Origin of the sequence: Acidovorax sp. sif1233 (assembly GCF_019218755.1) — a bacterium.
In the GTDB taxonomy this organism is placed as follows: domain Bacteria; phylum Pseudomonadota; class Gammaproteobacteria; order Burkholderiales; family Burkholderiaceae_C; genus Acidovorax.
The window spans coordinates 1,394,020-1,417,004 of the sequence record NZ_JAHUWZ010000001.1 but is presented as its reverse complement, the minus strand read 5'-3'; the positions used below and the strand labels follow the sequence as shown (position 1 = coordinate 1,417,004).

22 protein-coding genes are annotated in these 22,985 nt (G+C 67.7%); 9 read left to right on the top strand and 13 right to left on the bottom strand.

Annotation, left to right across the window (positions count from 1 at the left end; genetic code table 11):
- The first annotated feature begins 202 nt into the window (after nucleotides 1-202).
- Complete coding sequence (locus KW843_RS06485; RefSeq protein ID WP_218294229.1) at nucleotides 203-985, top strand: 3-hydroxybutyrate dehydrogenase; 783 nt, start codon at nucleotides 203-205, stop codon at nucleotides 983-985.
- A gap of 155 nt (nucleotides 986-1,140) precedes the next feature.
- Here KW843_RS06485 and KW843_RS06480 read toward each other — a convergent pair whose 3' ends face one another.
- Entirely contained in the window at nucleotides 1,141-1,857 is a 717-nt protein-coding gene (locus tag KW843_RS06480) for an SIMPL domain-containing protein (protein WP_218294228.1), read from the bottom strand.
- Nucleotides 1,858-2,074: 217 nt separating this feature from the next.
- Here KW843_RS06480 and ompR point away from each other — a divergent pair, with 217 nt between their 5' ends.
- Together ompR and KW843_RS06470 are read left to right on the top strand one after the other, a co-directional pair.
- Nucleotides 2,075-2,806 carry a two-component system response regulator OmpR gene (ompR, locus tag KW843_RS06475; RefSeq protein ID WP_010460834.1) on the top strand — a complete coding sequence of 244 codons (732 nt, stop codon included), beginning with the start codon at nucleotides 2,075-2,077 and terminating at the stop codon, nucleotides 2,804-2,806.
- Nucleotides 2,807-2,825: 19 nt separating this feature from the next.
- A complete protein-coding gene (locus KW843_RS06470) occupies nucleotides 2,826-4,364 on the top strand; it encodes an ATP-binding protein (RefSeq protein WP_218294227.1) in 1,539 nt (512 codons plus the stop codon).
- A gap of 33 nt (nucleotides 4,365-4,397) precedes the next feature.
- Here KW843_RS06470 and gudD read toward each other — a convergent pair whose 3' ends face one another.
- The 8 genes from gudD to KW843_RS06430 all read right to left on the bottom strand — a co-directional run bounded on the left by gudD (nucleotide 4,398) and on the right by KW843_RS06430 (nucleotide 10,728).
- On the bottom strand, nucleotides 4,398-5,750 hold the full coding sequence (gene gudD / locus KW843_RS06465) for a glucarate dehydratase (protein WP_218294226.1): 1,353 nt from the start codon (nucleotides 5,748-5,750) through the stop codon (nucleotides 4,398-4,400).
- 49 nt (nucleotides 5,751-5,799) lie between these two features.
- The gene (locus KW843_RS06460) at nucleotides 5,800-6,777 is read right to left on the bottom strand and encodes a tripartite tricarboxylate transporter substrate binding protein (protein WP_218294225.1); all 978 of its coding nucleotides are present in this window, start codon (nucleotides 6,775-6,777) and stop codon (nucleotides 5,800-5,802) included.
- An 88-nt stretch (nucleotides 6,778-6,865) separates the two neighbouring features.
- Nucleotides 6,866-7,777: a 5-dehydro-4-deoxyglucarate dehydratase gene (kdgD, locus tag KW843_RS06455; RefSeq protein ID WP_218294224.1), complete on the bottom strand. Its 912-nt coding sequence runs from the start codon at nucleotides 7,775-7,777 to the stop codon at nucleotides 6,866-6,868.
- Nucleotides 7,778-8,126: 349 nt separating this feature from the next.
- Nucleotides 8,127-8,270, bottom strand: a complete 144-nt coding sequence (locus KW843_RS06450; protein ID WP_218294223.1) for a hypothetical protein — start codon at nucleotides 8,268-8,270, stop codon at nucleotides 8,127-8,129.
- A complete protein-coding gene (locus KW843_RS06445) occupies nucleotides 8,264-8,437 on the bottom strand; it encodes a hypothetical protein (RefSeq protein ID WP_218294222.1) in 174 nt (57 codons plus the stop codon). The genes KW843_RS06450 and KW843_RS06445 overlap by 7 nt, the downstream gene beginning before the upstream one ends.
- Before the next feature lie 188 nt (nucleotides 8,438-8,625).
- Nucleotides 8,626-9,252 carry a DsbA family protein gene (locus KW843_RS06440; RefSeq protein ID WP_218294221.1) on the bottom strand — a complete coding sequence of 209 codons (627 nt, stop codon included), beginning with the start codon at nucleotides 9,250-9,252 and terminating at the stop codon, nucleotides 8,626-8,628.
- A gap of 6 nt (nucleotides 9,253-9,258) precedes the next feature.
- Nucleotides 9,259-9,939, bottom strand: a complete 681-nt coding sequence (locus KW843_RS06435; RefSeq protein ID WP_218294220.1) for a glutathione S-transferase N-terminal domain-containing protein — start codon at nucleotides 9,937-9,939, stop codon at nucleotides 9,259-9,261.
- Between the two features lie 15 nt (nucleotides 9,940-9,954).
- Nucleotides 9,955-10,728 (bottom strand): enoyl-CoA hydratase/isomerase family protein, encoded by a 774-nt coding sequence (locus KW843_RS06430; protein ID WP_218294219.1) that lies wholly within the window; start codon nucleotides 10,726-10,728, stop codon nucleotides 9,955-9,957.
- Between the two features lie 149 nt (nucleotides 10,729-10,877).
- Here KW843_RS06430 and KW843_RS06425 point away from each other — a divergent pair, with 149 nt between their 5' ends.
- The 4 genes from KW843_RS06425 (at nucleotide 10,878) to KW843_RS06410 (ending at nucleotide 13,992) form a co-directional block, all read left to right on the top strand.
- The gene (locus KW843_RS06425; protein WP_218294218.1) at nucleotides 10,878-11,609 is read left to right on the top strand and encodes an NAD(P)H-dependent oxidoreductase; all 732 of its coding nucleotides are present in this window, start codon (nucleotides 10,878-10,880) and stop codon (nucleotides 11,607-11,609) included.
- On the top strand, nucleotides 11,602-12,435 hold the full coding sequence (locus tag KW843_RS06420) for an amidohydrolase family protein (RefSeq protein WP_218294217.1): 834 nt from the start codon (nucleotides 11,602-11,604) through the stop codon (nucleotides 12,433-12,435). Before KW843_RS06425 ends, KW843_RS06420 begins: the two co-directional genes overlap by 8 nt.
- A 38-nt stretch (nucleotides 12,436-12,473) precedes the next feature.
- Nucleotides 12,474-13,232 (top strand): Crp/Fnr family transcriptional regulator, encoded by a 759-nt coding sequence (locus KW843_RS06415; RefSeq protein ID WP_218294216.1) that lies wholly within the window; start codon nucleotides 12,474-12,476, stop codon nucleotides 13,230-13,232.
- A 73-nt stretch (nucleotides 13,233-13,305) separates the two neighbouring features.
- On the top strand, nucleotides 13,306-13,992 hold the full coding sequence (locus KW843_RS06410) for a Crp/Fnr family transcriptional regulator (protein WP_218294215.1): 687 nt from the start codon (nucleotides 13,306-13,308) through the stop codon (nucleotides 13,990-13,992).
- 4 nt (nucleotides 13,993-13,996) lie between these two features.
- On the opposite strand, the gene KW843_RS06405 is transcribed toward KW843_RS06410, so the two are convergent.
- Both KW843_RS06405 and KW843_RS06400 read right to left on the bottom strand, forming a co-directional pair.
- The gene (locus tag KW843_RS06405) at nucleotides 13,997-15,685 is read right to left on the bottom strand and encodes an acyl-CoA synthetase (protein ID WP_218294214.1); all 1,689 of its coding nucleotides are present in this window, start codon (nucleotides 15,683-15,685) and stop codon (nucleotides 13,997-13,999) included.
- Nucleotides 15,686-15,707: 22 nt separating this feature from the next.
- On the bottom strand, nucleotides 15,708-16,469 hold the full coding sequence (locus tag KW843_RS06400; RefSeq protein ID WP_218294213.1) for a nitroreductase: 762 nt from the start codon (nucleotides 16,467-16,469) through the stop codon (nucleotides 15,708-15,710).
- Between the two features lie 372 nt (nucleotides 16,470-16,841).
- Here KW843_RS06400 and KW843_RS06395 point away from each other — a divergent pair, with 372 nt between their 5' ends.
- Nucleotides 16,842-17,879: a LacI family DNA-binding transcriptional regulator gene (locus tag KW843_RS06395; protein WP_218294212.1), complete on the top strand. Its 1,038-nt coding sequence runs from the start codon at nucleotides 16,842-16,844 to the stop codon at nucleotides 17,877-17,879.
- Nucleotides 17,880-17,916: 37 nt separating this feature from the next.
- On the opposite strand, the gene ispF is transcribed toward KW843_RS06395, so the two are convergent.
- Both ispF and KW843_RS06385 read right to left on the bottom strand, forming a co-directional pair.
- Nucleotides 17,917-18,396 (bottom strand): 2-C-methyl-D-erythritol 2,4-cyclodiphosphate synthase, encoded by a 480-nt coding sequence (gene ispF / locus KW843_RS06390; protein ID WP_218294211.1) that lies wholly within the window; start codon nucleotides 18,394-18,396, stop codon nucleotides 17,917-17,919.
- 61 nt (nucleotides 18,397-18,457) lie between these two features.
- Nucleotides 18,458-19,363, bottom strand: a complete 906-nt coding sequence (locus tag KW843_RS06385; RefSeq protein ID WP_218294210.1) for a 2-C-methyl-D-erythritol 4-phosphate cytidylyltransferase — start codon at nucleotides 19,361-19,363, stop codon at nucleotides 18,458-18,460.
- A gap of 96 nt (nucleotides 19,364-19,459) precedes the next feature.
- Here KW843_RS06385 and mfd point away from each other — a divergent pair, with 96 nt between their 5' ends.
- Nucleotides 19,460-22,933, top strand: a complete 3,474-nt coding sequence (gene mfd, locus KW843_RS06380) for a transcription-repair coupling factor (protein WP_218294209.1) — start codon at nucleotides 19,460-19,462, stop codon at nucleotides 22,931-22,933.
- The last annotated feature ends 52 nt before the right edge of the window (nucleotides 22,934-22,985 follow it).

Below are 22,985 nucleotides of genomic sequence, written 5' to 3'. Positions count from 1 at the left end.
TGATAATGCCGGGAAGGTCGGCACGGATCGCCGCACTGCGTCCATCCGCAGTCCCGGGTGTCTGCCGCGCTGCAAATCCCCGACCGCCGTGGCTGTCGCTGCGATTTGCGCCCTGCATCCATCCTGATCCGGGTGGCCGCGTGCCACGCAATCCGTGCCGCCCTTCCCTTGCGTTCATCGTAATTCATTCGGAGAGACTCTCATGCTGAAAGGCAAAACCGCCCTCGTCACCGGCTCGACCAGTGGCATTGGTCTTGGAATCGCAAAGGCACTGGCCCGCCAAGGCGCCAACATCGTGCTCAATGGCTTCGGAGACGTGGAAGGCCCGCGCGCCGAGGTGCTGGCCGCTGGCGAGGCCGCAGGTGTCCAGGTGGCCTACCACGGCGCCGACATGAGCCGTGTGGCCGACATCGAAGACATGATGAAGTACAGCACCGCGCAGTTCGGGCGCGTGGACATCCTCGTGAACAACGCCGGCATACAGCATGTGGCCAACGTGGAAGACTTCCCCGTGGAACGCTGGGACGCGGTGATCGCCATCAACCTCACGAGCGCCTTTCACACCTCGCGCCTGGCGCTGCCCGCCATGAAGGGCGCCAACTGGGGCCGCATCATCAATGTGGCATCGGTGCACGGCCTGGTGGGCTCGGCACAGAAGGCCGCCTACGTGGCAGCCAAGCACGGCATCGTGGGCCTGACCAAGGTGACCGCGCTGGAGAATGCCACCACCGGCGTGACCTGCAATGCCATCTGCCCCGGCTGGGTGCTGACGCCCCTGGTGCAAAAGCAGGTGGATGCCAAGGCAGCGGAACATGGCCTGTCCAACGAGGACGCCAAGAAGCTGCTGCTGGGCGAAAAGGAGCCCTCCATGCAGTTCACCACGCCGGAAGAACTGGGCGAGCTGGCCGTGTTCTTCTGCTCCCCCGCCGCCAACAACGTGCGCGGGGTGGCCTGGAACATGGACGGCGGCTGGGCGGCGCAGTAAGGGGCTGGGCCCCCGGGGGCACGGGGCCGCCGCCACATGCTCCCGGCAGATGCTCCATTTTCAACAGCAGGTGCCGCTGCTCAGCCCAGAACAGACGGCACTTTCAGTGCGGGATTTGACTTTCAGCCTTGGCGCTGTGGCCGGGCCGGCCGGTCTCAACGCATCTGCACCGAGCCCGACACGTTGACGACCACCTGGGCCTTGCCCGCTTCCACCGGGACGGCGGAGTCCGCATAGGCCCCGCCCATCTTGGCCTCGGCGGCCATCACGCGTGGGCGGGGACCGGGCGCCATCTCATTGCTGTTCACCGCCACCTCGCGCAGGCTGTAGTTGCTGAAGCCAAACCCCTTGGCCAGCTCGGCCGCGCGGGCCTTGAACTGCTCGATGGCCTGGGTCTGGGCCTCATCCTCCACCTTGGCACGCGCCTCGCGCGACAGGCCGAACGCGACCTGGTGGATGGCCATGGTCTGGATCTTGCCCGCCGTGGTGGTGATGCGGGCGAAATCGCGGCCTTCCAGCACCAGTTCCGCGCGGCCCTGCCAGCCATTGATCTTGCCGTCCTTGTTGTAGCGCGGGAAAAGGCCGAACGGGCCCGTGCGCACATCCAGCTGGCCGGGCTGGGCATTGCGCTTGGCTTCGGCCAGCGCCGTGTCGAGCGCCTGCTTGAGCTGCGCCTGCACGGTGGCGGCATCCGCGGCCTCCTTGCTGGTGGCGAGGCTGAGCACCAGCAGATCCTGCTGCACTTCGACCGTGCCCGTGGCTGACAGCTGCACCACATTGCGCGGCTCTGCCGCAGGTGCATTCTGAGCAAATGCGGCTCCAGCGCAAGCCAGAAAAGCGCCTGCAGCTATCATTTTGGTAGTCATCTTCATGGCGGAAACATCCTTGGCATCAAAGCGCCGCCCTTCGTTGGGCAGCGCGGGGCACCACGATAACCGCGTGGCATCCCGCCCGTGATGAAGCCCCGCTGCGCACTGTGCGAAGCTGGGCAAAACTTGTAACAGTTGGTCAAACCCAAGGCCAAAACCCGAACTTCGGCGTTCCAAGTGGTCAGAATCGGCTCTGTTACAAATTGGACTTGGGATCAAGATGGCCACAACAACCAATCGCACCGACAAAGTTCTGGTGGTGGATGACGATGCACGAATCCGTGATTTGCTGCGCCGCTACCTCACCCAGGAAGGCTTTGAAGTCATGGTCGCCGAAGACGGCAAGGCACTCAACCGCCTGCTGCTGCGCGAGACCGTGGACATCATCGTGCTCGACCTGATGATGCCGGGCGAGGACGGCCTGTCCATCTGCCGCCGCCTGCGTGCGGCCAATGACCGCACGCCCATCATCATGCTCACCGCCAAGGGCGAGGACGTGGACCGCATCGTGGGCCTGGAAGTGGGCGCCGACGACTACCTGGGCAAACCGTTCAACCCCCGCGAACTGCTCGCGCGCATCCACGCCGTGCTGCGCCGCCGCCCCGCGCAGGAAGCCCCCGGTGCGCCTTCGGGCGACAACGAGGTCGTGACCTTCGGCCCCTTTACCTTCGACCTGGGCACCCGCGCACTGCAGCGCAATGGCGAAGAGCTGCCCCTGACCACGGGCGAGTTCGCCATGCTCAAGGCCCTGGTACGCCACCCGCGCCAGCCGCTGTCGCGCGAAAAGCTGGCCTTGCTGGCACGCGGCCGCGAGTTCGAGCCCTTTGACCGCAGCCTGGACGTGCAAGTCTCGCGCCTGCGCAAGCTGGTGGAAGTGGACGCCGCCGCACCGCGCTACATCCAGACCGTGTGGGGCGTGGGCTACGTTTTCGTGCCGGACGGAACGAGCTGACCCCTTCCTTCTTTCTTGTATGCGCAAATCCGACGGCCATCCGAGGTCGAGATCACCATCGTTCCGGCAGTCCGTGACCGCTCCTTCCGACGCCACCAGCCCCGCCCCCCTCGAGTCCCTGAGACAGGCTCGGGAGCAACGGGCCCGCGTGGGCCTCAATCTCTTCTGGCGCACCTTCTTCCTGCTGGCGCTGCTCCTGGTGGGCAGCATCCTGGCATGGCTGCAGACACTGAGAGCGCTGGAGTTTGAACCGCGCACGCTGCACACCGCGCAGCAGATCGCCTCGCTGGTGAACCTGAGCCGCGCCGCGCTCGTGCACTCCGATGCCATCGCCCGCGTGTCGCTCATCAAGACCATGGCCGATCAGGAAGGCGTGCGCATCCTGCCGCGCGAGCCGCGCGACAAATTCGAACTGCTGGAGGGCACGGCCCTGGGCAACCGCCTGACCGACGAGCTCACCCAGCGCCTGGGCCCCGACACCATCGTGGCGCAAAACGTGAATGGAGAAACAGGCCTGTGGGTCGGCTTCAACATCAACGGCGACCCCAACTGGCTGCTGATGGACCGCTCGCGCTTCAGCCCGGCGGGCGGCCGCACCTGGCTGATCTGGCTGATCACGGCGGGGGCGCTGTCATTGGCAGGCGCCGCGGCCATTGCACGGCTGATCAACCGGCCGCTCAAGCAGCTGTCGTACGCCGCCAACCGCGTCAAGGACGGCGACTTTGCGGCCAGCCATCTCGACGAAGAGGTGGTGACCAGTGAAATCCGCGAGGTGAACATCGGCTTCAACCGCATGGCGCAGAAGCTCGCCAAGCTGGAGCAGGACCGCGCCGTGATGCTGGCCGGCATCTCGCACGACCTGCGCACGCCGCTGGCGCGCCTGCGGCTCGAAACCGAGATGAGCGTGAACGATGAAGTCGCGCGCGAGCACATGGTGGCCGACATCGTGCAGCTCGACGCCACCATCGACAAGTTCCTCGACTACGCGCGGCCTGACCACGTGACGCTGACACCCGTCAACCTGCATGCGGTGGTCTCGTCCTGCGTGTACGCCGTGCAGGACCACCGCGAACTCCAGATCACCATGTCGGTGCCCGAAGACTTGAACGTGCTGGCTGACGAAGTGGAACTGGCGCGCGTGATCTCCAACCTGCTGGAGAACGCCCGGCGCTATGGCAAGACCGAGGACACCGGCATCACCAGCGTGGACATCGTCGCGAAAGGCCGGGAGAACTGGGTGCTGGTCAAACTGCGCGACCATGGCCCGGGCGTGCCGCCCGAGCAGCTGTCCAACCTGACCAAACCCTTCTTCCGGGGGGATTCCGCCCGCACGGCCGCCGCCGGTGCGGGGCTGGGGCTGTCCATCGTCGACAAGACGGTGCAGCGCATGGGCGGCATCTTCGCGCTGGCCAATTCCAGCACGGGCGGCCTGGTGGCCCACCTGCAGTTGCAGCGTGCCACCGACCTGCCCGACGGCGCCGACCCCAAGCAGCGCCTGCAGCGGCCGTCCATCAAGCGCCAGCTGCCAAGACGCCGGGCGGAAGACAAGACCGCCTGACTCAAGCATCCGCTCCCCGGGCCGCAGGCCCGTTCAGCGCACCATGCAGGGCGATTTGTTGTTGAACTTCCAGCCGGGGATCAGGTACTGCATGGCCACCGCATCGTCGCGCGCGCCCAGGCCGTGCTCCAGGTACAGGCGGTGCGCGCGCTCCACCTCGTCCATGTCCAGCTCCACGCCCAGGCCGGGCTTCTTGGGCAACTCGATAAAGCCGTTCTTGATCTGGAACGGCTCCTTCGTCAGGCGCTCGCCGTCTTGCCAGATCCAGTGCGTGTCGATTGCGGTCACACGGCCGGGGGCGGCGGCGCCCACGTGGGTGAACATGGCCAGCGAGACGTCGAAATGGTTGTTGGAATGCGAGCCCCAGGTCAGGCCGAAGGCCTGGCACATCTGCGCCACGCGCACCGATCCGGCCATGGTCCAGAAATGCGGGTCGGCCAGGGGGATGTCCACCGACTGCAGGGCCAGGCTGTGCGCCATTTCGCGCCAGTCGGTGGCCACCATGTTGGTGGCGGTGGGCAGGCCCGTGGCGCGGCGAAACTCGGCCATCACCTCGCGGCCCGAGAACACGCCTTCGGCACCGCAGGGGTCCTCGGCATAGGCCATCACGCCGTGCAGGTCGCGCGTGATGCGGACCGCATCTTTCAGCAGCCAGCCGCCGTTGGGGTCCAGCGTCACACGCGCCTCGGGAAAGCGCTCGTGCAGCGCGCGGATGGCCTCGACCTCTTCCTCGCCGCGCAGCACGCCGCCCTTGAGCTTGAAGTCGGCAAAGCCGTAGCGTTCGTACGCGGCCTCGGCCAGGCGCACGATGCCGTCGGCCGTCATGGCTTTCTCGTTGCGCAGGCGGAACCAGTCGTTGTCGGCACCGGGCTCGGTACGGTAGGCCAGGTCGGTCTTTGCGCGGTCGCCCACGTAGAACAGGTAGCCCAGCATCTGCACCGACTCGCGCTGCACGCCATCGCCCAGCAGCGCGGCCACGGGCACGTTCAGGTGCTGGCCCAGCAGGTCCAGGAAGGCCGACTCCACCGCCGTCACCGCGTGGATGGTGATGCGCAAATCGAAGGTCTGCAGGCCGCGCCCGCCCGCATCGCGGTCGGCGAACCGGGCGCGCATGGCGTTGAGCACGGCGTTGTGGTGGCCGATGGGCCGGCCCACGATCAATGGCCGTGCGTCCTCGATGGTCTGGCGGATCTTCTCGCCGCCGGGCACCTCGCCCACCCCGGTGTTGCCCGCGCTGTCGCGCAGGATGATCAGGTTGCGCGTGAAGAACGGGCCGTGCGCGCCGCTCAGGTTCATGAGCATGCTGTCGTGGCCCGCCACGGGCACCACGCGCAGCTCGGTGACGACGGGGGTGCTGGTGGCAGAAGGGATGGAAGAGGTGGTCATGGTGGTCTGGAAACGAAGATGGACGCGCAAAGACGCCCCGTGACAAGGCTTAATCGGCAGTGATTTTTCGGGTTTCGATGACCGTCTTCCAGCGCGCGAATTCGCGTGCCTGGTAGGCGGTGAAAGCCTCGGGCGTGCTGGCCACGATCTCCAGGCCCTGGTCGAGCATGCGCTTCTTCACGGCGGGGTCGTTCATGGCGGCGATGGCGGCGTCCGAGAGCTTCTTCTTCACGGCCGCAGGCAGGCCCTTGGGCGCGGCCATGCCCTGCCACGAGTACACCTCGGCACCGGCCACGCCGGCCTCGGCCAGGGTGGGCACGTCGGGCAGCACGGGGCTGCGCTTGTCGCCGGTGACGGCAATCGCATGCAGCTTGCCGCCGCGGATGTGCTGCAGCACGGCGTTCACGTTCTGGAACGAGAACTCCACCTGCCCGCCCAGCAGGTCGTTGATGGCCGGCGCGCCGCCCTTGTAGGGGATGTGCAGGCCTTCGGTGCCGCTTTGCTGCCAGAAGACCTCGGCCGAGAGGTGGTCCGACGAGCCGTTGCCCGAACTCGCGAAGCTCACCTTGCCGGGGTTGGCCTTGAGCTGCGCGATCACCTCCTTCACGGTGCGTGCCTTTTGCGCCGGCGAGGCCACCAGCACATTGGGTGCCTGCACGGGCACGGTGATGTAGTCGAAATCCTTGAGCGCGTCGTACGGCACGCTCTTGAGCAGGTGCGGCGCCACCACGAAGGCGCCCAGGGACGACACCAGCAACGTGTAGCCATCGGGCGCGGCGCGTTTGACGGCACCCGCACCCAGCGTGCCCGTGGCACCGGGGCGGTTGTCCACCACGAAGTTCTGGCCCAGCTTGTCGCCCATGTGCTGGGCCATGGCGCGCGCCACCATGTCGGTGGAGCCGCCCGCCGGAAACGGCACAACGATGGTGACGGGCTTTTCGGGCCAGGGCGTGCCGGCCGTCTGGGCCGATGCGGAAAACGCCAGGGTGCAGGCGCTGGCCACGAGCAGCAGTTGCTTGACGAACATGAGGGATGTCTCCTGAGGTGGTGGTGGTGGTCGGCGGCCCTCTGCGGGGCCTTGGGTTGAAGGGTTGGCGTGGGACAGGGGGGCGCGCTTACTGCGGGCCGAGCTTGTCGATGAGCGCCTTGAGCTCTTCCACCTCGGCGGGCTTCAGGTCCGTCAGCGGCGCGCGCACCGGGCCACCGTCGTGGCCCACGATCCTGGCGCCCGCCTTGATGATGCTCACGCCATAGCCCTCCACCCGGTTGCGGATGGCCAGGTAGGGCATGAAGAACTCCTTGAGCAGCCTGTGCTGCGTGGCCGTGTCGTCGGCCGCCACGGCCTTGTAGAACTCCATGGCCGTCTTGGGGATGAAGTTGAACACTGCGGACGAATACACCGGCGTGCCCAGCGCCTTGTAGGCCGCCGCATACACCTCGGCCGTGGGCAGGCCGCCCAGGTAGGAGAAGCGGTCACCCATCTTCATGAAGATGGAAGACATGGTCTCGATATTGCCCACGCCGTCCTTGAAGCCGATGAGGTTGGGGCAGCGGTCGGCCAGGATGGCCAGGGAATCGGCGGTGAGCTTGGTGCGGTCGCGGTTGTAGACGATGACGCCGAACTTCACGCTGTTGCACACGGCGGCCACATGCTCGATCAGGCCCTCCTGGCCGGCTTCGGTCAGGTAGTGGGGCAACAGCAGGATGCCGTGGGCGCCCAGGCGCTCGGCCTCCTGGGCATGGGCGATGGCGGTGCGGGTGGGGCCGCCGGCGCCGGCAATGATGGGCACCTTGCCGCGGCAGGTGTCCACGGCGGTCTTGATGACCTGGCCGTACTCGGGGCCCGAGAGCGAGAAATACTCGCCCGTGCCGCCGGCGGCGAACAGGGCGCTGGCGCCATAGGGGGCGAGCCACTCCAGGCGCTCGATGTAGGTCCTGGGGCGGAATTCACCCTGCTCGTCGAAGTCCGTGATGGGGAAGGACAGCAGGCCGGAGCCCATGATGAATTTGAGGTCTTGCGGGGTCATGGATGGTGGTATCAGGTCTGGTGGGTGGTCAGGGCGTATCAACAGGTCGTACAAGCGGCTTGCAGCACCCTGCCTTCGGCGGTATCAAGCAGTGTTCAAGGGGACGAGCCGCCTTTCAGACCGACCAAAGCGACTTGAAAACCCACTTCAGACCATGCCTGAACAGCAGCAACGTATGAATGTTAACGTTAACATTTCCACGAACCATAGGGAAAACCCTTTGTTATGCGACATCTTGGGAAATTGCGGAAGGGGCGTGGGCTGACCGGAGCCGGCCCGAACGGCCCCGTCGATGCCCCGAGGACGCCGGGTACGAGACCGTTGTGCCGACGGCGTGACCCCTTCTCGGCTACCGCACCGCAGGCGCGGCCGCAAACACCTCGATGGTTTCGAGCGCCGAGACCGGGCGGCCGGCCTTGCCATCGCCCGCTACCACCAGCCGCGCCATACCGCGTGCCAGTGGCTGGCCGTCCAGCCGACAGGCGATCAGCACGCGCTGGTTGTCCAGCGACACCAGGGCTGGTAGCCGTCGGCCCCGGTAGCTACCAGGTACACGCCCTGCACGTTGGCACCGCCGGCGCTCTCGGCCTCGACGCCGGCCACGCTACTCAGCAACACCCACCGGTCCGCGCCCGTGCAGCGGCCCGGGTAGCGCAGCATGTACCAGCCCGTGGGCGGTGGCGGCCAGCACAGCCTTCGTCAACAGGGCATTCCAACGGAGCATGGGGCTTTCCGGTAGCGCTTGGGCAATGGGTCATTCTGACGCCATGGGCCGGGCCCGCCCCACCACCCTCACACCTGCTTGCACATACCGCACCACCCCGTCCTCTGGCTGGTTTCGCCGCACGTCAATTGGCATCTGCACTGTTGCGCAAGGCCTCCAGGCGCCGTGCCAGCAACTCCATGCGGTCGCCGCCCCAGAACAGCTCGCCCTGGCAGACGAACGATGGCGCGCCAAACACCCCCAGCGCTTGCGCCCTTTGGGAGGCCATCGCAAAGTCACTCTGCGCATCGCGCTGCAGATAGCCCTGCCAGTCGCCGGCCGAGAGCCCGGCAGCCACCAGCGCTGCCTCCACCTGCACAGGCGACTCCAGATCGAACTCGCGGCGCCAGAACGCGGCCAGCAGCGGATCGCAGAACTCCCACAGCCTTTGCCGCGACCGCGCGAACAGCAGGGCCTGGCTGGCCAGTGTCGCGTCCCACAGCTTGGTGGTGGCGCGGATGGTGAGGCCTTGCAGCTGCGCCAGGCGGCGGCAGTCCATGTACAGGTACTTGAGCTTGGCCACGTCCCGCGGGGAGCGATCGCTCACCTCGCCGCCATAAGCCGATTGAAAGTCCGTGATGTATGGCCACCAATCGAAGCGCAACCCGCTGCGCTGCTCCAGATCGCGCGCCTGCCGCAGCGCCAGGTACGAGTACGGGCTGCGCAGATCGATGAAGGCATCCACGCCTGCCGTGCTGCTGTGGTCCGGCATGCCCGGTTACCCGCGCTCGAAGAGGTTGTGCCTGGCGTCGCTGGACGTGGTCACATCCACCCAGCTCCCGCGCAACAGGTCCATCGCTCGCCCCACGGCGGGCCGGCTGCGCACACGGCCATACCAGGCCTGCACGCGCGGAAAATCGTCCAGCGCAACGCCCGTCATCTTGTGGATGCGCACCCACGGAAAACAGGCGATGTCGGCGATGGAATAGGCGCCGCCAATGTACTCGCGGCCTTCGAGCCGCTCATCGAGTACCTTGAGCAGCCGCCGCGTCTCGTTCTGGTAGCGCCCGATGCCGTAGGGAACCGGCTCTGGCGCATAGCGAAAGAAATGCTGCGCCTGCCCCATCATCGGCCCGAGCCCGCCCACCTGCCAGAAAAGCCACTGCAGCACATCGCTTCGTGCACGCAGTTCGGCGGGCACGAAGCGCTGCGCCTTGTCCGCCAGGTACAGCAGGATGGCGCCGGTCTCGAACACCGTGAAGGGCCCGCCCCCATCGGCCGGGGCATGGTCGACGATGGCCGGGATCTTGCCATTGGGGTTGATGGCACGGTAGGCCGGCTGGTGCTGGTCGCCCTGGGTGATATTGATGGGCACCAGGCGGTAGGGAACGCCTAGCTCCTCCACCAGGATGTGCACCTTGTGCCCGTTGGGTGCGGGCCAGCTGTAGAGGTCGATCATGGATACCCCTGTGCTTCAACGCTTGCGCATGATCTCTTGCCGGCGGCGGTCCTGCGCACGGCGGTTGCCCGCGTCGCCCATGCCGGCAGGCAGGTAGTCGTCCAGGGCCACGGTGCGCTCCTCGATCTGGCGCATCACGCTGTCGTGCAGCGCCTTCTTGGACATCGCGTAGGCGGTGTTGCAGTCGGGCGTGATGCACTTCGCATAGCCAATGGCCGTGGCCAGCAGTTGCTCGGGCTCCACCACCTCGTGGAAGAAACCCAGTCGCTCGGCCTCTTCCAGTGTGTAGAGCTTGCCGCGCAGCGTGGCGAGCGCGCCCACCTGGTCGCCCAGGGCGTATTTGATGATCTCCACGTAGGCCGCCGGCATGGGGATGCCGATGGGCACTTCGTTCAGGCCGAACTTGGCGGGTTTGCGCGCCGCCACGCGGAAGTCGCAGTCCAGCGCCGTGATCAGCCCGCCCGCGATGGCATGGCCGTTGACCGCCGCTACCGTGGGCCGGGAGTACTCGAAGATCCGCAGATTGGTCTCGCGGTAGGCCTTGTACCACTCGCGGACGGCATCCTTGCTCCCGCTGCCGAAGATGCCGAAGCTGTAGTCGAAATCGATCCCGGCCGAGAACGCGTCGCCCTGCCCCGTGAGCACCACCGGCAGTTCACCGAACTCGCGTTCGAGCCGGTCGAAGGCATCGTGCAGGTCGGCAAAAAAAAGTGCGTTCTGCACGTTGACCTTGTTGGTGTTCATGCGGACGACGGCGCAGCCGTCCACCGCCTCGATATGCCATGCCATGGGTGTCTCCTTCGTGGGTCTGCAAAGCTTGCTGATTGCCGGCTTCATGCTAGCCACAAGGGCTCGGCCATGTTGTCTTTGCAACGACAACGCACGCGGCGGTTCCGGGCTACAAACCTGCCAACGAACCCAGCCTGAAAGCGAGCCCCATGCCGCGTGCCCACATCGTCTATACCCACCCCGAACCTCGTTCTTTCGTCGCGGCCATGCGCGACACCACCCAGGCGGCATTGGCCAACGCAGGCTGGCAAACCAGCGCGACCGACCTGCATGCGGCGGGCTTTGGCGCCGTGGCCAGTGCCACGGATTTCGGCGAACGGGCAAGCCCCGGACACCTGGTGTACCCGCTGGAGCAGCGGCACGCGTGGGAGCATGGCAGCCTCGCCCCCGAGATCGCGAACGAGGTCCGGGCAGTGGTAGACGCAGACCTGCTGGTGCTCGTCTTCCCGGTGTTCTGGTTCTCGGTGCCGGCGCAGATGAAGGGCTGGATAGACCGGGTGTTCCTGTCCGGCGTGTTCTACGGGGGACGGCGGGTGTACGACCGGGGTGGCATGGTGGGCAAACATGCGCTGGTGGTGGCCGCCCTGGGCGGGCGCGAGCACATGTTCGGCACCGGCGCCCTGCACGGCGAGCTCACTGGAATGATGCGCCACCTGCTGCAGGGCACGCTGGGGTATGCGGGGTTCTCCGTCTACGAACCCTTCTTTGCGCACCACGTGCCTTATGTGGACGATGCCACGCGGGCCGGCATGCTCATGCGCCTGTGGAACGAACTCCAGGCCCTGGGCACCCGGCCTGTGCTGCCCATGCCCAGCCTGCAAGGCTTCGACGACCATTTCAACCCAACCAGCACCACGCCGGGGAGCACCACCAATGCCTGAAATCATCGATGCCTGGATGCAATTGCCGAACCGGCCTTACCTGCTGGACTCCATGTTCGATTCATTGCGCCGCTGGCCCACCCACTGGTGCTCCCTGGCGCAGGAAAACCCCGGCATCACGCACGATGAAGCGCTGGCGACCTTCCGCGCCCAGGGCGTCCAGCGCGTCCTGGCCAGCGCCTGGTGGGGGCCTGCCGGGCCGATGATCACCAACGACGAGGTGGCAGCGGCCACGCAGGCGCATCCCGGCCAGGTGGTGGGCATCGCCTCGGTCGATCTCCACCGGCCCATGGACGCCGTGCGCGAACTGCGCCGCTGCGTGCGGCAGTTCGGCTTCAAGGGCGTGCGCGTGCTGCCCTGGCTCTGGGGCCTGCCGCCCGACGATCGCCGCTACTACCCCCTGTATGCGGAATGCGTGGAACTGGACGTCAGCTTCTGCCTGCAGGTCGGGCATGCAGGCCCCATGCGCCCTTCCGAGCCGGGCCGGCCGATGCCGTACCTGGACCACGTGGCACATGAATTCCCGGACCTGCGCATCGTGGGCGGACACATCGGTTTCCCATGGGTGAACGAGATGGTCTCGCTGATGATGAAACATCCCAACGTCTATGTGGACACATCGGCCTACAAGGCCTCGCGCTTCCCGCCAGAACTGGTCGCCTACCTGCGCGGCCCGGGCCGGCACAAGGTGCTGTTCGGCACCAACTACCCCATGCTCACACCGGCAGAATGCCTGGCTGGGCTCGATGCCCTGGGCCTGGACGCAGAGACGAGAGCCCTGTACCTGGCGGGCAACGCGCGCCGCGCGTTCAAGCTATCCCCCTGACCGATACTGCAAGCTCTGACCACCCAGGGACTCAAGCCATGCCTTCTCGCACCCCATCGAGCCCGCTTGAAACGCCCGTGCCCTCACGCGGGAAAAGGGCAGCACATGCCCCCGCAGGCACCGGCCTGGTGGACTTCCTGGAGTCGTCGGCCTGGTACCGCGTGCTGTCGCCCGAGTTGCAAGCCGTGGTCCTGCGCACCGCGAGCGAGCGGATCACCGTCCCCGGCGAGCTGGTGGCCCACCGGGGGCAACCCTGCACCCACTGGTACGGGCTGGTGCGCGGCTTCCTGCAGATGTACGTGGTGGCGTCGGACGGTGCCGAAACCACGCTGTATTGTTTGCGCGAGGGCGAATGGGGCGGCGAGGGCTCGCTGCTCAAAAAGGAACTGCGCCAGTACGACCTGCGCTCGCTCACGCCGGCCCACCTGTGCCTGGTGCCGGTGGAGACCTTCGAAACGCTGCGCCAGTCGTCCATCGCGTTCAACCACGTGATCTGCGACATCATGAACGCGCGCATGGGGGTGTTCGTGGGCATGCTGGAGGCATCGCGCCTGCGCGGGCCCGAGACGCGGGTGGCCCGGGCCCTTCTGATGCTGGCCGACAGCCAGGGCGAGGCGGTGCAGGAGCTGCTGATCTCGCAGCAGGAACTGGCCCTGATCTGCGGGCTCTCGCGCCAGCGGGTGAATGTGGCGCTCAGCGTGTTCAAGCCCCGGGGCATCGTGCGCATCGAGCCCAACAAGGGCTCGCTGATCGTGCATGTGCCGCTGCTGCGCGACCATGTGACGGGCATCGCCTGAACCTTCGGGCCGGCCCCATTGGCGCGGAGCGTGATCTCCCGCAGAATCTGGCGGTGCCTGTTTCCACGCCACCATGACCACAGATCCCCTCGACCTCTTCCTTGCCCAGTCGCCCTGGACGTCCGCCCTCACCGCCGAGGAGGCCGCACGCGTGCGCCGGGCGATCACGGTGCGCAGCTACCCTGCAGGCGGCGCGGTGTTCTCGAAGGGCACGCCCACCGCGCATTGGGCCGGGGTGATGGAAGGCATGCTCAAGCTGGACAACATCACCGCCGAAGGCCGCACCAGCACCTTCGCGGGCGTGCCCTCGGGCGCCTGGTTCGGCGAGGGCTCGGTGCTCAAGGACGAGCCCCGTCCCTACGCCGTGACGGCGCTGACCGACAGCGTGGTGGCCCTGCTGCCGCGCAGCGAGTTCCTGCGGCTGCTGCAAGGGAGCCACCCTTTTGCGCTGTGGCTGATCGGGCAGCTCAACGCGCGCCTGGCGCACTACGTGGCGCAGGTGCAGACCGACCGGCTGGGCGACACCACGGCGCAGGTGGCCTACAGCCTGTCGGGCTTGTTCAACGATGCGCTGTTCCCCAACACCGCGCGGCGCATCACGCTGTCGCAGGAGGAACTGGGGCGCCTGTCCGGCGTGTCGCGCCAGGTGGCCAACCGGGCATTGCAGGAACTGCAGGACCGGGGTGCGATCCGCCTGGGCTATGGCTCCATCGAGGTGATCGACCTGCAGGTGCTGCAGTCGATTGCCCGCGAAGGCTGAATGCTCAGCCTGCGGGCTCTGCCTGAATCTGTGCCAGCTTGGTGATGGCCTCGCGGCTGCCCGCGATCTCGCGCAGGCGGAACTTCTGGATCTTGCCGGTGGCGGTCTTGGGTAAGACCTCGAACACGACCTGGCGCGGGCACTTGAAGCGCGCCAGATGGCTGCGGCAGAACTCGATCAGCTCCTCGGCACTGACGCTGCCTGCGGCATCGGGCTTGAGCTCCACGAAGGCGCAGGGCACCTCGCCCCAGCGTTCGTCGGGCTGGGCCACCACGGCGGCCAGCAGCACGGCGGGGTGGCGGTGCAGCACGTCTTCCACCTCCACCGAGGAGATGTTCTCGCCGCCCGAGATGATCACGTCCTTGGAGCGGTCGGTGATCTGCACATAGCCGTCGGGGTGCAGCACCGCGATGTCGCCGGTGTGGAACCAGCCGCCGGCAAAGGCCTTGGCCGTGGCGCCGGGGTTCTTGAGGTAGCCCTTCATCACGGTGTTGCCCCGGATCATGATTTCGCCAGCCGTCACACCGTCCGCCGGCACGGGCTCCAGCGTGTCGGGGTCGAGCACGCGCAGGTGCTCCAGCGCCGCGGCGCGCACGCCCTGGCGCGCCTGCAGCCGGGCACGCCCGGCTTCGGGCAGGGCCGCCCAGCCGGGCTGGCGCACGCAGCTCACCGGCGTGCCCGAGACTTCGGTGATGCCGTACACATGGTCCACATCGAAGCCCATCGCGGCAATCGCCTGCAGGATGGCGGCCGGCGGCGGCGAGCCCGCTGTGAGCACGCGCACCGGGCGCGGCAGCGCGATGCGCTCGTGCGCCGGTGCATTCGCCAGCATGGCCAGCACGGTGGGCGCGGCACAGAAATGGTCCACACCGTGCTCGGCAATGGCCTCGAAGATGGCCTTGGCCGTGACCTTGCGCAGGCACACATGCGTGCCCGCCGCCGCCGTGACAGCCCAGGTGAAGCACCAGCCGTTGGCGTGGAACATGGGCAGCGTCCACAGATACACCGGGCGGCGCGGCATCGCCCAGTCGGTCATTTGCAACAGGCTCATGAGGTAGGCCCCGCGGTGGCTGGGCACCACGCCCTTGGGGTCGCCAGTGGTGCCCGAGGTGTAGTTCAGTGCGATCGGGTCCCACTCGTCCTCGGGCCACAGGCCTTCGAAGGCCGGATCACCCTCGGCCAGCAGGGCTTCGTAGTCGAGCTCACCAAGGGCCGGCTGCTCGGGCAGGCCCGCATCGTGGATGGCGACCACCAGCGGCTGCTGCGCCAGGCCCTCGACGGCCCGGGCCGCGAGCGCCGAAAATTCGCGGTCCACCAGCAGCACGCGCGCCTCGCCGTGGCGCAGGATGAAGCGGATGGCCTCGGCGTCGAGCCGGCAGTTGACGGCGTTGATGACCGCACCGCACAGGGGGATGCCCAGGTGCGCCTCCAGCATCGCGGGCGTGTTGGGCGCCAGGATGGCCACGGTGTCGCCGCGCTGCACGCCGCGTTGTGCCAGTGCGCTGGCCAAGCGGTAGGCGCGCTCGCGCGTCTGTGCCCAGGTCTGCGTGCTGCCCGCATGCACCACGGCAGTGCCTTCGGGATGCACCTGCGCGCTGCGGTCCAGAAAGCCCAGCGGCGTGAGCGGCAGGTGGTTGGCGGGGGTGCGTTCCAGGCCGTGCTGGTAGGGGCTGTGGTGGGTTGCTTGGCTCATGCTGGTCTCCTGTTTTGCGCGTTCATGGGTGGTAGGTGGTGAACGACTCGACGCTCTCGCGCTCCGTCACCAGCGTGTTCTCGATGCCCGCCGGGTCGGCGTGGCCCAGGCTCATGCCGCAGACCACCATCTCGGTATCGGGGATGCCCAGCTCGGCGGCAATGACTTGGTGGAATTTGGTGAACGCCACCTGCGGGCAGGTGTCGAGCCCGCGCGCGCGGGTCGCCACCATCACGCTCTGCAGGAACATGCCGTAGTCCATCAGGCTGCCGGCCTGCATCACCCGGTTCACCGTGAAGATCAGCCCCACGGGCGCATCGAAGAAGCGGTAGTTGCGGCCGTGCTGGGCATGCATGCGCGCCTTGTCGCCCCGGGCGATGCCGAGCAGGCCATACAGGTCCCATCCCACCTTGCGGCGCCGGTTGACATAGGGCGATACCCATTCGAGCGGGTAGTAGTGGTAGGGCTCGGTGAGGGTCGCAGCCCCATCCTCATCGTTATCCACGGCGGCGATGGCGGTGCTCAGCCGCTCCTTCGCGGCCCCCGTGAGCACGTGCACGCGCCAGGGCTGCGTGTTCATGCCCGAGGCCGCATGGCGCGCCACGTCGAGGATGGAATGCACCTCTTCGCGGGAGACCGGCGTGGGCAGGAATGCGCGGATGCTGCGCCGCGAGACGATGGCCCAGTCCACCGCCTGCCGCAGCTCTGGTAGGGAGGTGGGGGCGGCGGAAACCCGGCTTGCCGCTGGCGCGGCTGGGGATGTGCATGGGGGCGAACAGGTCATGGCGGCATGCTAGGCATGGACGCCGTCCGTGACTGTCGATGCAATGACATTTGGCCGCCTCGCCTGCCATCCGCCGCGACGGGTCTCAGAACCGGCTCAGTCTCTTTTTGGAGGTCGCATCGGAGGGCAATCGGGATGAGTGGCGCGTCGGGTGCGCCGCGTGGGCTCATGCCCATGCAGGCAGCCTGGGCGTCCAATCGCCCGATTTCACTCCAAACAGAAGGGCAACAGCCTTGCCGGGCGGTCTGCGGCGTTGCGGCGCTTGCCGATAGCACGGGCCATCGGCTGCGCACCGCGCCTGGCATCCCATCCCGGCAAAGCACTTGTGCGACTCCCCAAGGAGACTGAACAGGTTCTTATAGACTTCCCCGCATGCCAGCCTCCCCGCCCTCCCCCTCCCTTGCGCCCGCCACCCGCGACCGTCCTTCGGTCACGCTGCGCGAGGTGGCCGAGCGGGCCGGGGTCTCGATGATCACCGTCTCGCGCGCCATCAACACACCGCACCAGGTGTCGGAGGCGACGCGGGTGCGCGTACAGGAGGCCGTCTCCAGCATGGGCTACGTGCCCAACCTGGTCGCCGGGGGCCTGCGATCGGCGCGCAGCCATGTGGTCACCGCGCTGGTGCCCACGCTCACGGGGCCGCTGTTCGGCGAGATGGTGCAGGCGCTCACCGATGCGCTGGAGCTGCGAGGGTTCCAGGTGATGGTGGGCCAGGTCGGCTATGCACACTCGCGCGAGGACGAGCTGCTGCGCGCCATCGTCGGCCGGCGTCCGGACGGCATCGTGGTCACCGGCATCATGCATTCGCCCGAAGGGCGCCGCATGCTCATGGCATCGGGCATCCCCATCGTGGAGACCTGGGATTTCACCTCCACGCCCATCGACATGCTGGTGGGGCTGCGGCACGAACAGCTGGGCGCTGCCGTGTGCGAGCATCTGTACTCCAGAGGCCGGCGCCGCCTGGCACTGCTCAGTGGCGGCGACGAGCGCGCCGCACGCCGCGCACGGGGCTTCGAATCCGCCGCCGAGCGCCTGGGCCTGCGCGCGCCTGCCGTGCGTCTGGGCAAGTCACCCACCACGCATGCCGACGGGCGCGACGGCCTGGCCGCGCTGCTCGCCGGGCACCCCGACATCGACGCCGTGTTCTGCAGCTCCGACATGCTGGCCCTGGGCGTGCTGACCGAAGCCCGCGTGCGCGGCATGTCCGTGCCGGAACAACTGGCCGTGATGGGTTTTGGCGACATCGATTTCGCGCAGACCGTGAGCCCCAGCCTCTCCACCGTGCGCATCGACGGCACGCGCATGGGCCAGACGGCTGCCCGACTGATCGCGGACCGCGCCGAGGGCCGCCCCGTGGCCGAACCGGTGGTGGACATCGGCTTCGCGATCATCGGGCGCGAAAGCGCCTGACGAAGCGCGCCCCAGGACGCGCTGCCGCCGCAGAGGGTCAGGCCTTGAAAATCAGGGCGGTGGCCCGTGCCTCCATCGCCAGGCCTTGCCCCACGGGCCCCAGGCGCTCGGCGGTCTTGGCTTTCACGTTGACCTGGCCGGGGTCGACCCCCAGGGCCTTCGCAATGCACTGGCACATGCCGGGAATGTGGGCCGCCAGGCGAGGCGCCTGGGCCACCACCGTGCTGTCCACATTGCCGATGGCGTAGCCCGCGGCGCGCACGCGGCGCGCGGCCTCGGCCAGCAGCACGGCCGAATCGGCGCCCCGGAACTGCGCATCGGTATCGGGAAAATGGCGGCCGATGTCCCCCAGGCCCGCGGCCCCCAGGATCGCATCGGTAATGGCGTGCAGCAGCACGTCGGCATCGGAATGGCCCAGCAGGCCCAGGGTGTGCTCGATGGTCACCCCGCCAATCACCAGCGGCCGCCCGGGCACCAGTGCGTGCACATCCCAGCCTTCTCCAATCCTGAAGTTCATCCGTTCGTTCGCCTTCTGCCCGCCAGGGGCTCATGGTCGTCCTGCCCTTGCGCGGGCAGGCTCAGAAAATCGTCTTGCGCCCCGTCTCGGTCGCCCCCTGCCCGCGTTCGCCACCAAAGCGGGCCAGCGTGGTGCCGTGGCCGCGCTGCGCCAGCACGGCCTCGGCCAGCGCGAAATCGTCGGGGTAGGTGACCTTGAAGTTCTGCGCGCCGCCGGGCACCAGGCGCGGGTGCAGGCCCATGGCTTCCATGGCGCTGGCCTCGTCGGTCACGTTCGATCCCACCTTGTCGAGCGCGTCCATCAGGGGGCCTATGCGGAACATCTGCGGCGTCTGCGCCAGCCACTTGTTGCTGCGGTCCACGGTGGAGGCCACGCGCACGCCCCCGGGGCCGTCGATCGAGGTCTTGAGCGTGTCGGCCAGCTGGTGTGCGAGCAGGCCGCCCACGCTGTCCTGCGCGCACACATCGATCAGGTGGTCGATCTGCGCCGTGGTGACCAGGCAGCGCGCCGCATCGTGCACCAGCACCCAGTCATCCCGCTGCGCGCCCCGCGCGAGCAGCGCCCGCAGGCCGCCCAGCACCGTATCGGCGCGCGTGGGGCCGCCGCATTCGACCGCGAAGTACGCCGGGTGCGCATGCGCATCCAGGAAACGGTCGCCCGGCGCCACGGCCACCAGCGTGCCCAGCAGCCGGCCCACCCCGGCAAAGGCCGCCAGCGTGTGCAGCACCATGGGATGACCTGCCACCAGGTGGTATTGCTTGGGCAATGCAGCGACGGGTGGTGCCGCCGCCTCGGACGCGGAAAAGACCCCCAGCGTGGACCCGGCAGACAGGCCCGGGGCCGGCACCATTGCCGCAGGCGGGGCCGCCACGGCGCGCGACCCCGTTCCCGCGCAGGGCACCAGCGCCCAGAAACGTCCGTGGGCGGACAAGGGAACGAGGGGTGTTGGCAACAGCACAGCAGTCATGGCCCGCCCATTCTAGAATCTCCGGTTGCCCACCCGTGCGGCCTGCGTGCGTTTTGTGCGCCAGGGGATGCCGTGGGCCCAGACGACACAGCGCGCATGGAACTGCCCAAACTCTCCCCCGGAAAACGCTTCACCCTGCCCCGCCCCGTGGGCAGCGCCGATTCGCTGCTGCTGGCCCGCCTGGCCGAGCGCGACAAGGCCGCCGGCCGCACCACCGCCATCGTCACGGCCGATGCCACCGATGCGCAGCGCCTCATCGAGGAAATGGCGTTCTTCGCGCCCACGCTGCGCTGCGCGCTGTTCCCGGACTGGGAGACGCTGCCCTACGACACCTTCTCGCCGCACCAGGACCTGATCAGCGAGCGGCTGGCCACCCTCTGGCGCATCAGCCAGAAGGACAAGGACACCGGGGCCGACGTGGTGCTGGTGCCCGCCACCACGGCGCTGTACCGCCTGGCGCCGCCGTCCTTCCTGGCGGGCTACACCTTCCATTTCAAGGTCAAGCAAAAGCTCGACGAGGCAAAGTTCAAGGCCCAGCTCACGCTGGCGGGCTACAGCCACGTCTCGCAGGTGGTGAGCCCGGGCGAGTACGCGGTGCGCGGCGGGCTGATCGACCTGTTCCCCATGGGCTCGCTGGTGCCGTACCGGGTGGACCTGTTCGACGACGAGATCGACAGCATCCGCACCTTCGACCCCGACAGCCAGCGCAGCCTGTACCCCGTGCCCGAGGTGCGCCTCTTGCCCGGCCGCGAGTTCCCCATGGACGATGAGGCGCGCGCCAAGTTCCGCAGCCGCTGGCGCGAGATGCTCGAGGGCGACCCGACCAAGAGCCGCATCTACAAGGACATGGGCGCCGGCGTGGCCACGGCCGGCATCGAGTACTACCTGCCGCTGTTCTTCGACGAGACGGCCACCGTGTTCGACTACCTGGGCGGCGAAGCCACCGTGGTGCTGCACGGCGACCTGGAGCCCGCCTTCCAGCGCTTCTGGCAGGACACGAAAGACCGCTTTCGCCTGGTGCAGGGCGACCCCGAGCGCCCCGTGCTGCCGCCCGAGGCGCTGTTCCTCTCGGCCGACCAGTTCTACACGCGCGCCAAGGAGCATGCGCAGTTGTCCATCCGCCCCGGCGTTGAGGACGTGGATGACAACCCGCACTTCCACAAGCTCGGCGACCTGTCGGTGGTGCGCGGGGCCGAGGACCCGCTGGCCCGCCTGCACGCCCACATCCGCAACACCCAGCACCGCGTGCTGCTGCTGGCCGAAAGCGCCGGCCGGCGCGAGAGCCTGCTCGACTTTCTGCGCGCCAGCGGGGTGAACCCGCCGGCCTTCGACTCGCTGGCCGAGTTCCAGGGCACGGCCGACGAAAAGGTGGGCATTGCCACGGCCGGCCTCACGGTGGGCTTCAGCTGGGTCGAGGACGGCATCGACTTCGTCACCGAGACCGAGCTGTTCGCCGCCGGCCCCACCACGCGCCGGCGCAAGAAGCAGGAGCAGGTGAGCGACGTCGAGGCGCTGATCAAGGACCTGGCCGAGCTCAACGTGGGCGACCCCGTGGTGCACAGCGCGCACGGCATCGGCCGCTACCGCGGCCTGGTCAACATGGACGTGGGCAACAAGAACCCCGACGGCACGCCCGCCATGCAGGAGTTCCTGCACCTGGAGTACGCCGACAAGGCCGTGCTCTACGTGCCCGTGAGCCAGCTGCAGCTGATCAGCCGCTACACCGGCGTGAGTGCCGACGAGGCGCCGCTGCACAAGCTGGGCAGCGGCCAATGGGAAAAGGCCAAGCGCAAGGCCGCCGAGCAGGTGCGCGACAGCGCGGCCGAGCTGCTCAACATCTACGCCCGCCGCGCCGCGCGCGAGGGCCATGCCTTCCGCTACAGCCCGCAGGACTACGAGACCTTTGCCAACGACTTCGGCTTCGAGGAGACGGCCGACCAGAACGCCGCCATCCACGCGGTGATCCAGGACATGATCAGCCCCCGCCCCATGGACCGCCTGGTCTGCGGCGACGTGGGCTTCGGCAAGACCGAGGTGGCCCTGCGCGCGGCCTTCGTGGCCGTCACGGGCGGCAAGCAGGTGGCCTTTCTTGCGCCCACCACCTTGCTGGCCGAGCAGCACTACCAGACGCTGGTGGACCGCTTCAGCAAGTGGCCAGTGAAGGTGGCCGAGGTGTCGCGCTTCCGCTCGGGCAAGGAGATCACCGCCGCCATCAAGGGCATCGGCGACGGCACGGTGGACATCGTGGTCGGGACGCACAAGCTATTGAGCGAATCCACCAAGTTCCACAACCTGGGCCTCTTGATCATCGACGAGGAGCACCGCTTCGGCGTGCGCCACAAGGAGCAGATGAAGGCCCTGCGCGCCGAGGTGGACGTGCTCACCCTCACGGCCACACCCATCCCGCGCACGCTGGGCATGGCGCTCGAAGGGCTGCGCGACCTGTCGGTCATCGCCACCGCGCCGCAGCGGCGCCTGGCGATCAAGACCTTCGTGCGCAACGAGGGCACGGGCGTGATCCGCGAGGCGGTGCTGCGCGAACTCAAGCGCGGCGGGCAGGTCTACTTTCTGCACAACGAGGTGGAGACCATCGAGAACCGCCGCCAGAAGCTCGAAGAGATATTGCCCGAAGCCCGCATCGCGGTGGCCCACGGCCAGATGCCCGAGCGCGAACTGGAGCGCGTGATGCGCGACTTCGTGGCCCAGCGCTACAACATCCTCCTGTGCTCGACCATCATCGAGACCGGCATCGACGTGCCCACGGCCAACACCATCATCATGAGCCGCGCCGACAAGTTCGGCCTGGCGCAGCTGCACCAGCTGCGCGGGCGCGTGGGCCGCAGCCACCACCAGGCGTATGCCTACCTCATGGTGCCCGACACCGAGGGCCTGACCAAGCACGCCGCCCAGCGCCTGGATGCCATCCAGCAGATGGAGGAACTGGGCAGCGGCTTCTACCTGGCCATGCACGACCTGGAGATCCGCGGCGCCGGCGAGGTGCTGGGCGAGAACCAGAGCGGCAACATGCTGGAGGTGGGTTTCCAGCTGTACAACGAGATGCTGAACGAAGCCGTCAAGGCACTCAAGGCCGGCAAGGAGCCGGACCTGCTCAGCCCCCTGAGCGTCACCACCGACATCAACCTGCACGCCCCCGCCCTGCTGCCCGACGACTACTGCGGCGACGTGCACCTGCGCCTGTCGTTCTACAAGAAGCTGGCCACGGCCAAGAACCCCGACCAGATCGACGGGCTGCTCGAAGAGATCGTGGACCGCTTCGGAAAACTGCCGCCGCAGGCCCAGACCCTCATCGACGTGCACCGCCTGCGCGTGCTGAGCCAGCCCTACGGCGTGGTGAAGGTGGATGCCGCCCCGGGTGTGATCCACATCACCTTCAAGCCCCAGCCGCCCATCGACCCGATGCGCATCATCGAGCTGATCCAGAAGAACAAGCACATCAAGCTGGCAGGCAACGAGAAGCTGCGCATCGAGCGCGAGCTGAAGGACCCGAAGGACCGCGCCCAGATGGTGCGCGACATCCTGCGCTCGCTGGGGCAGCCGGTGGTGGCCTAGCGCGTGCAGACATGATTCGAATGGGCCTCCAGCGCTTATCCATCAAGCGCCA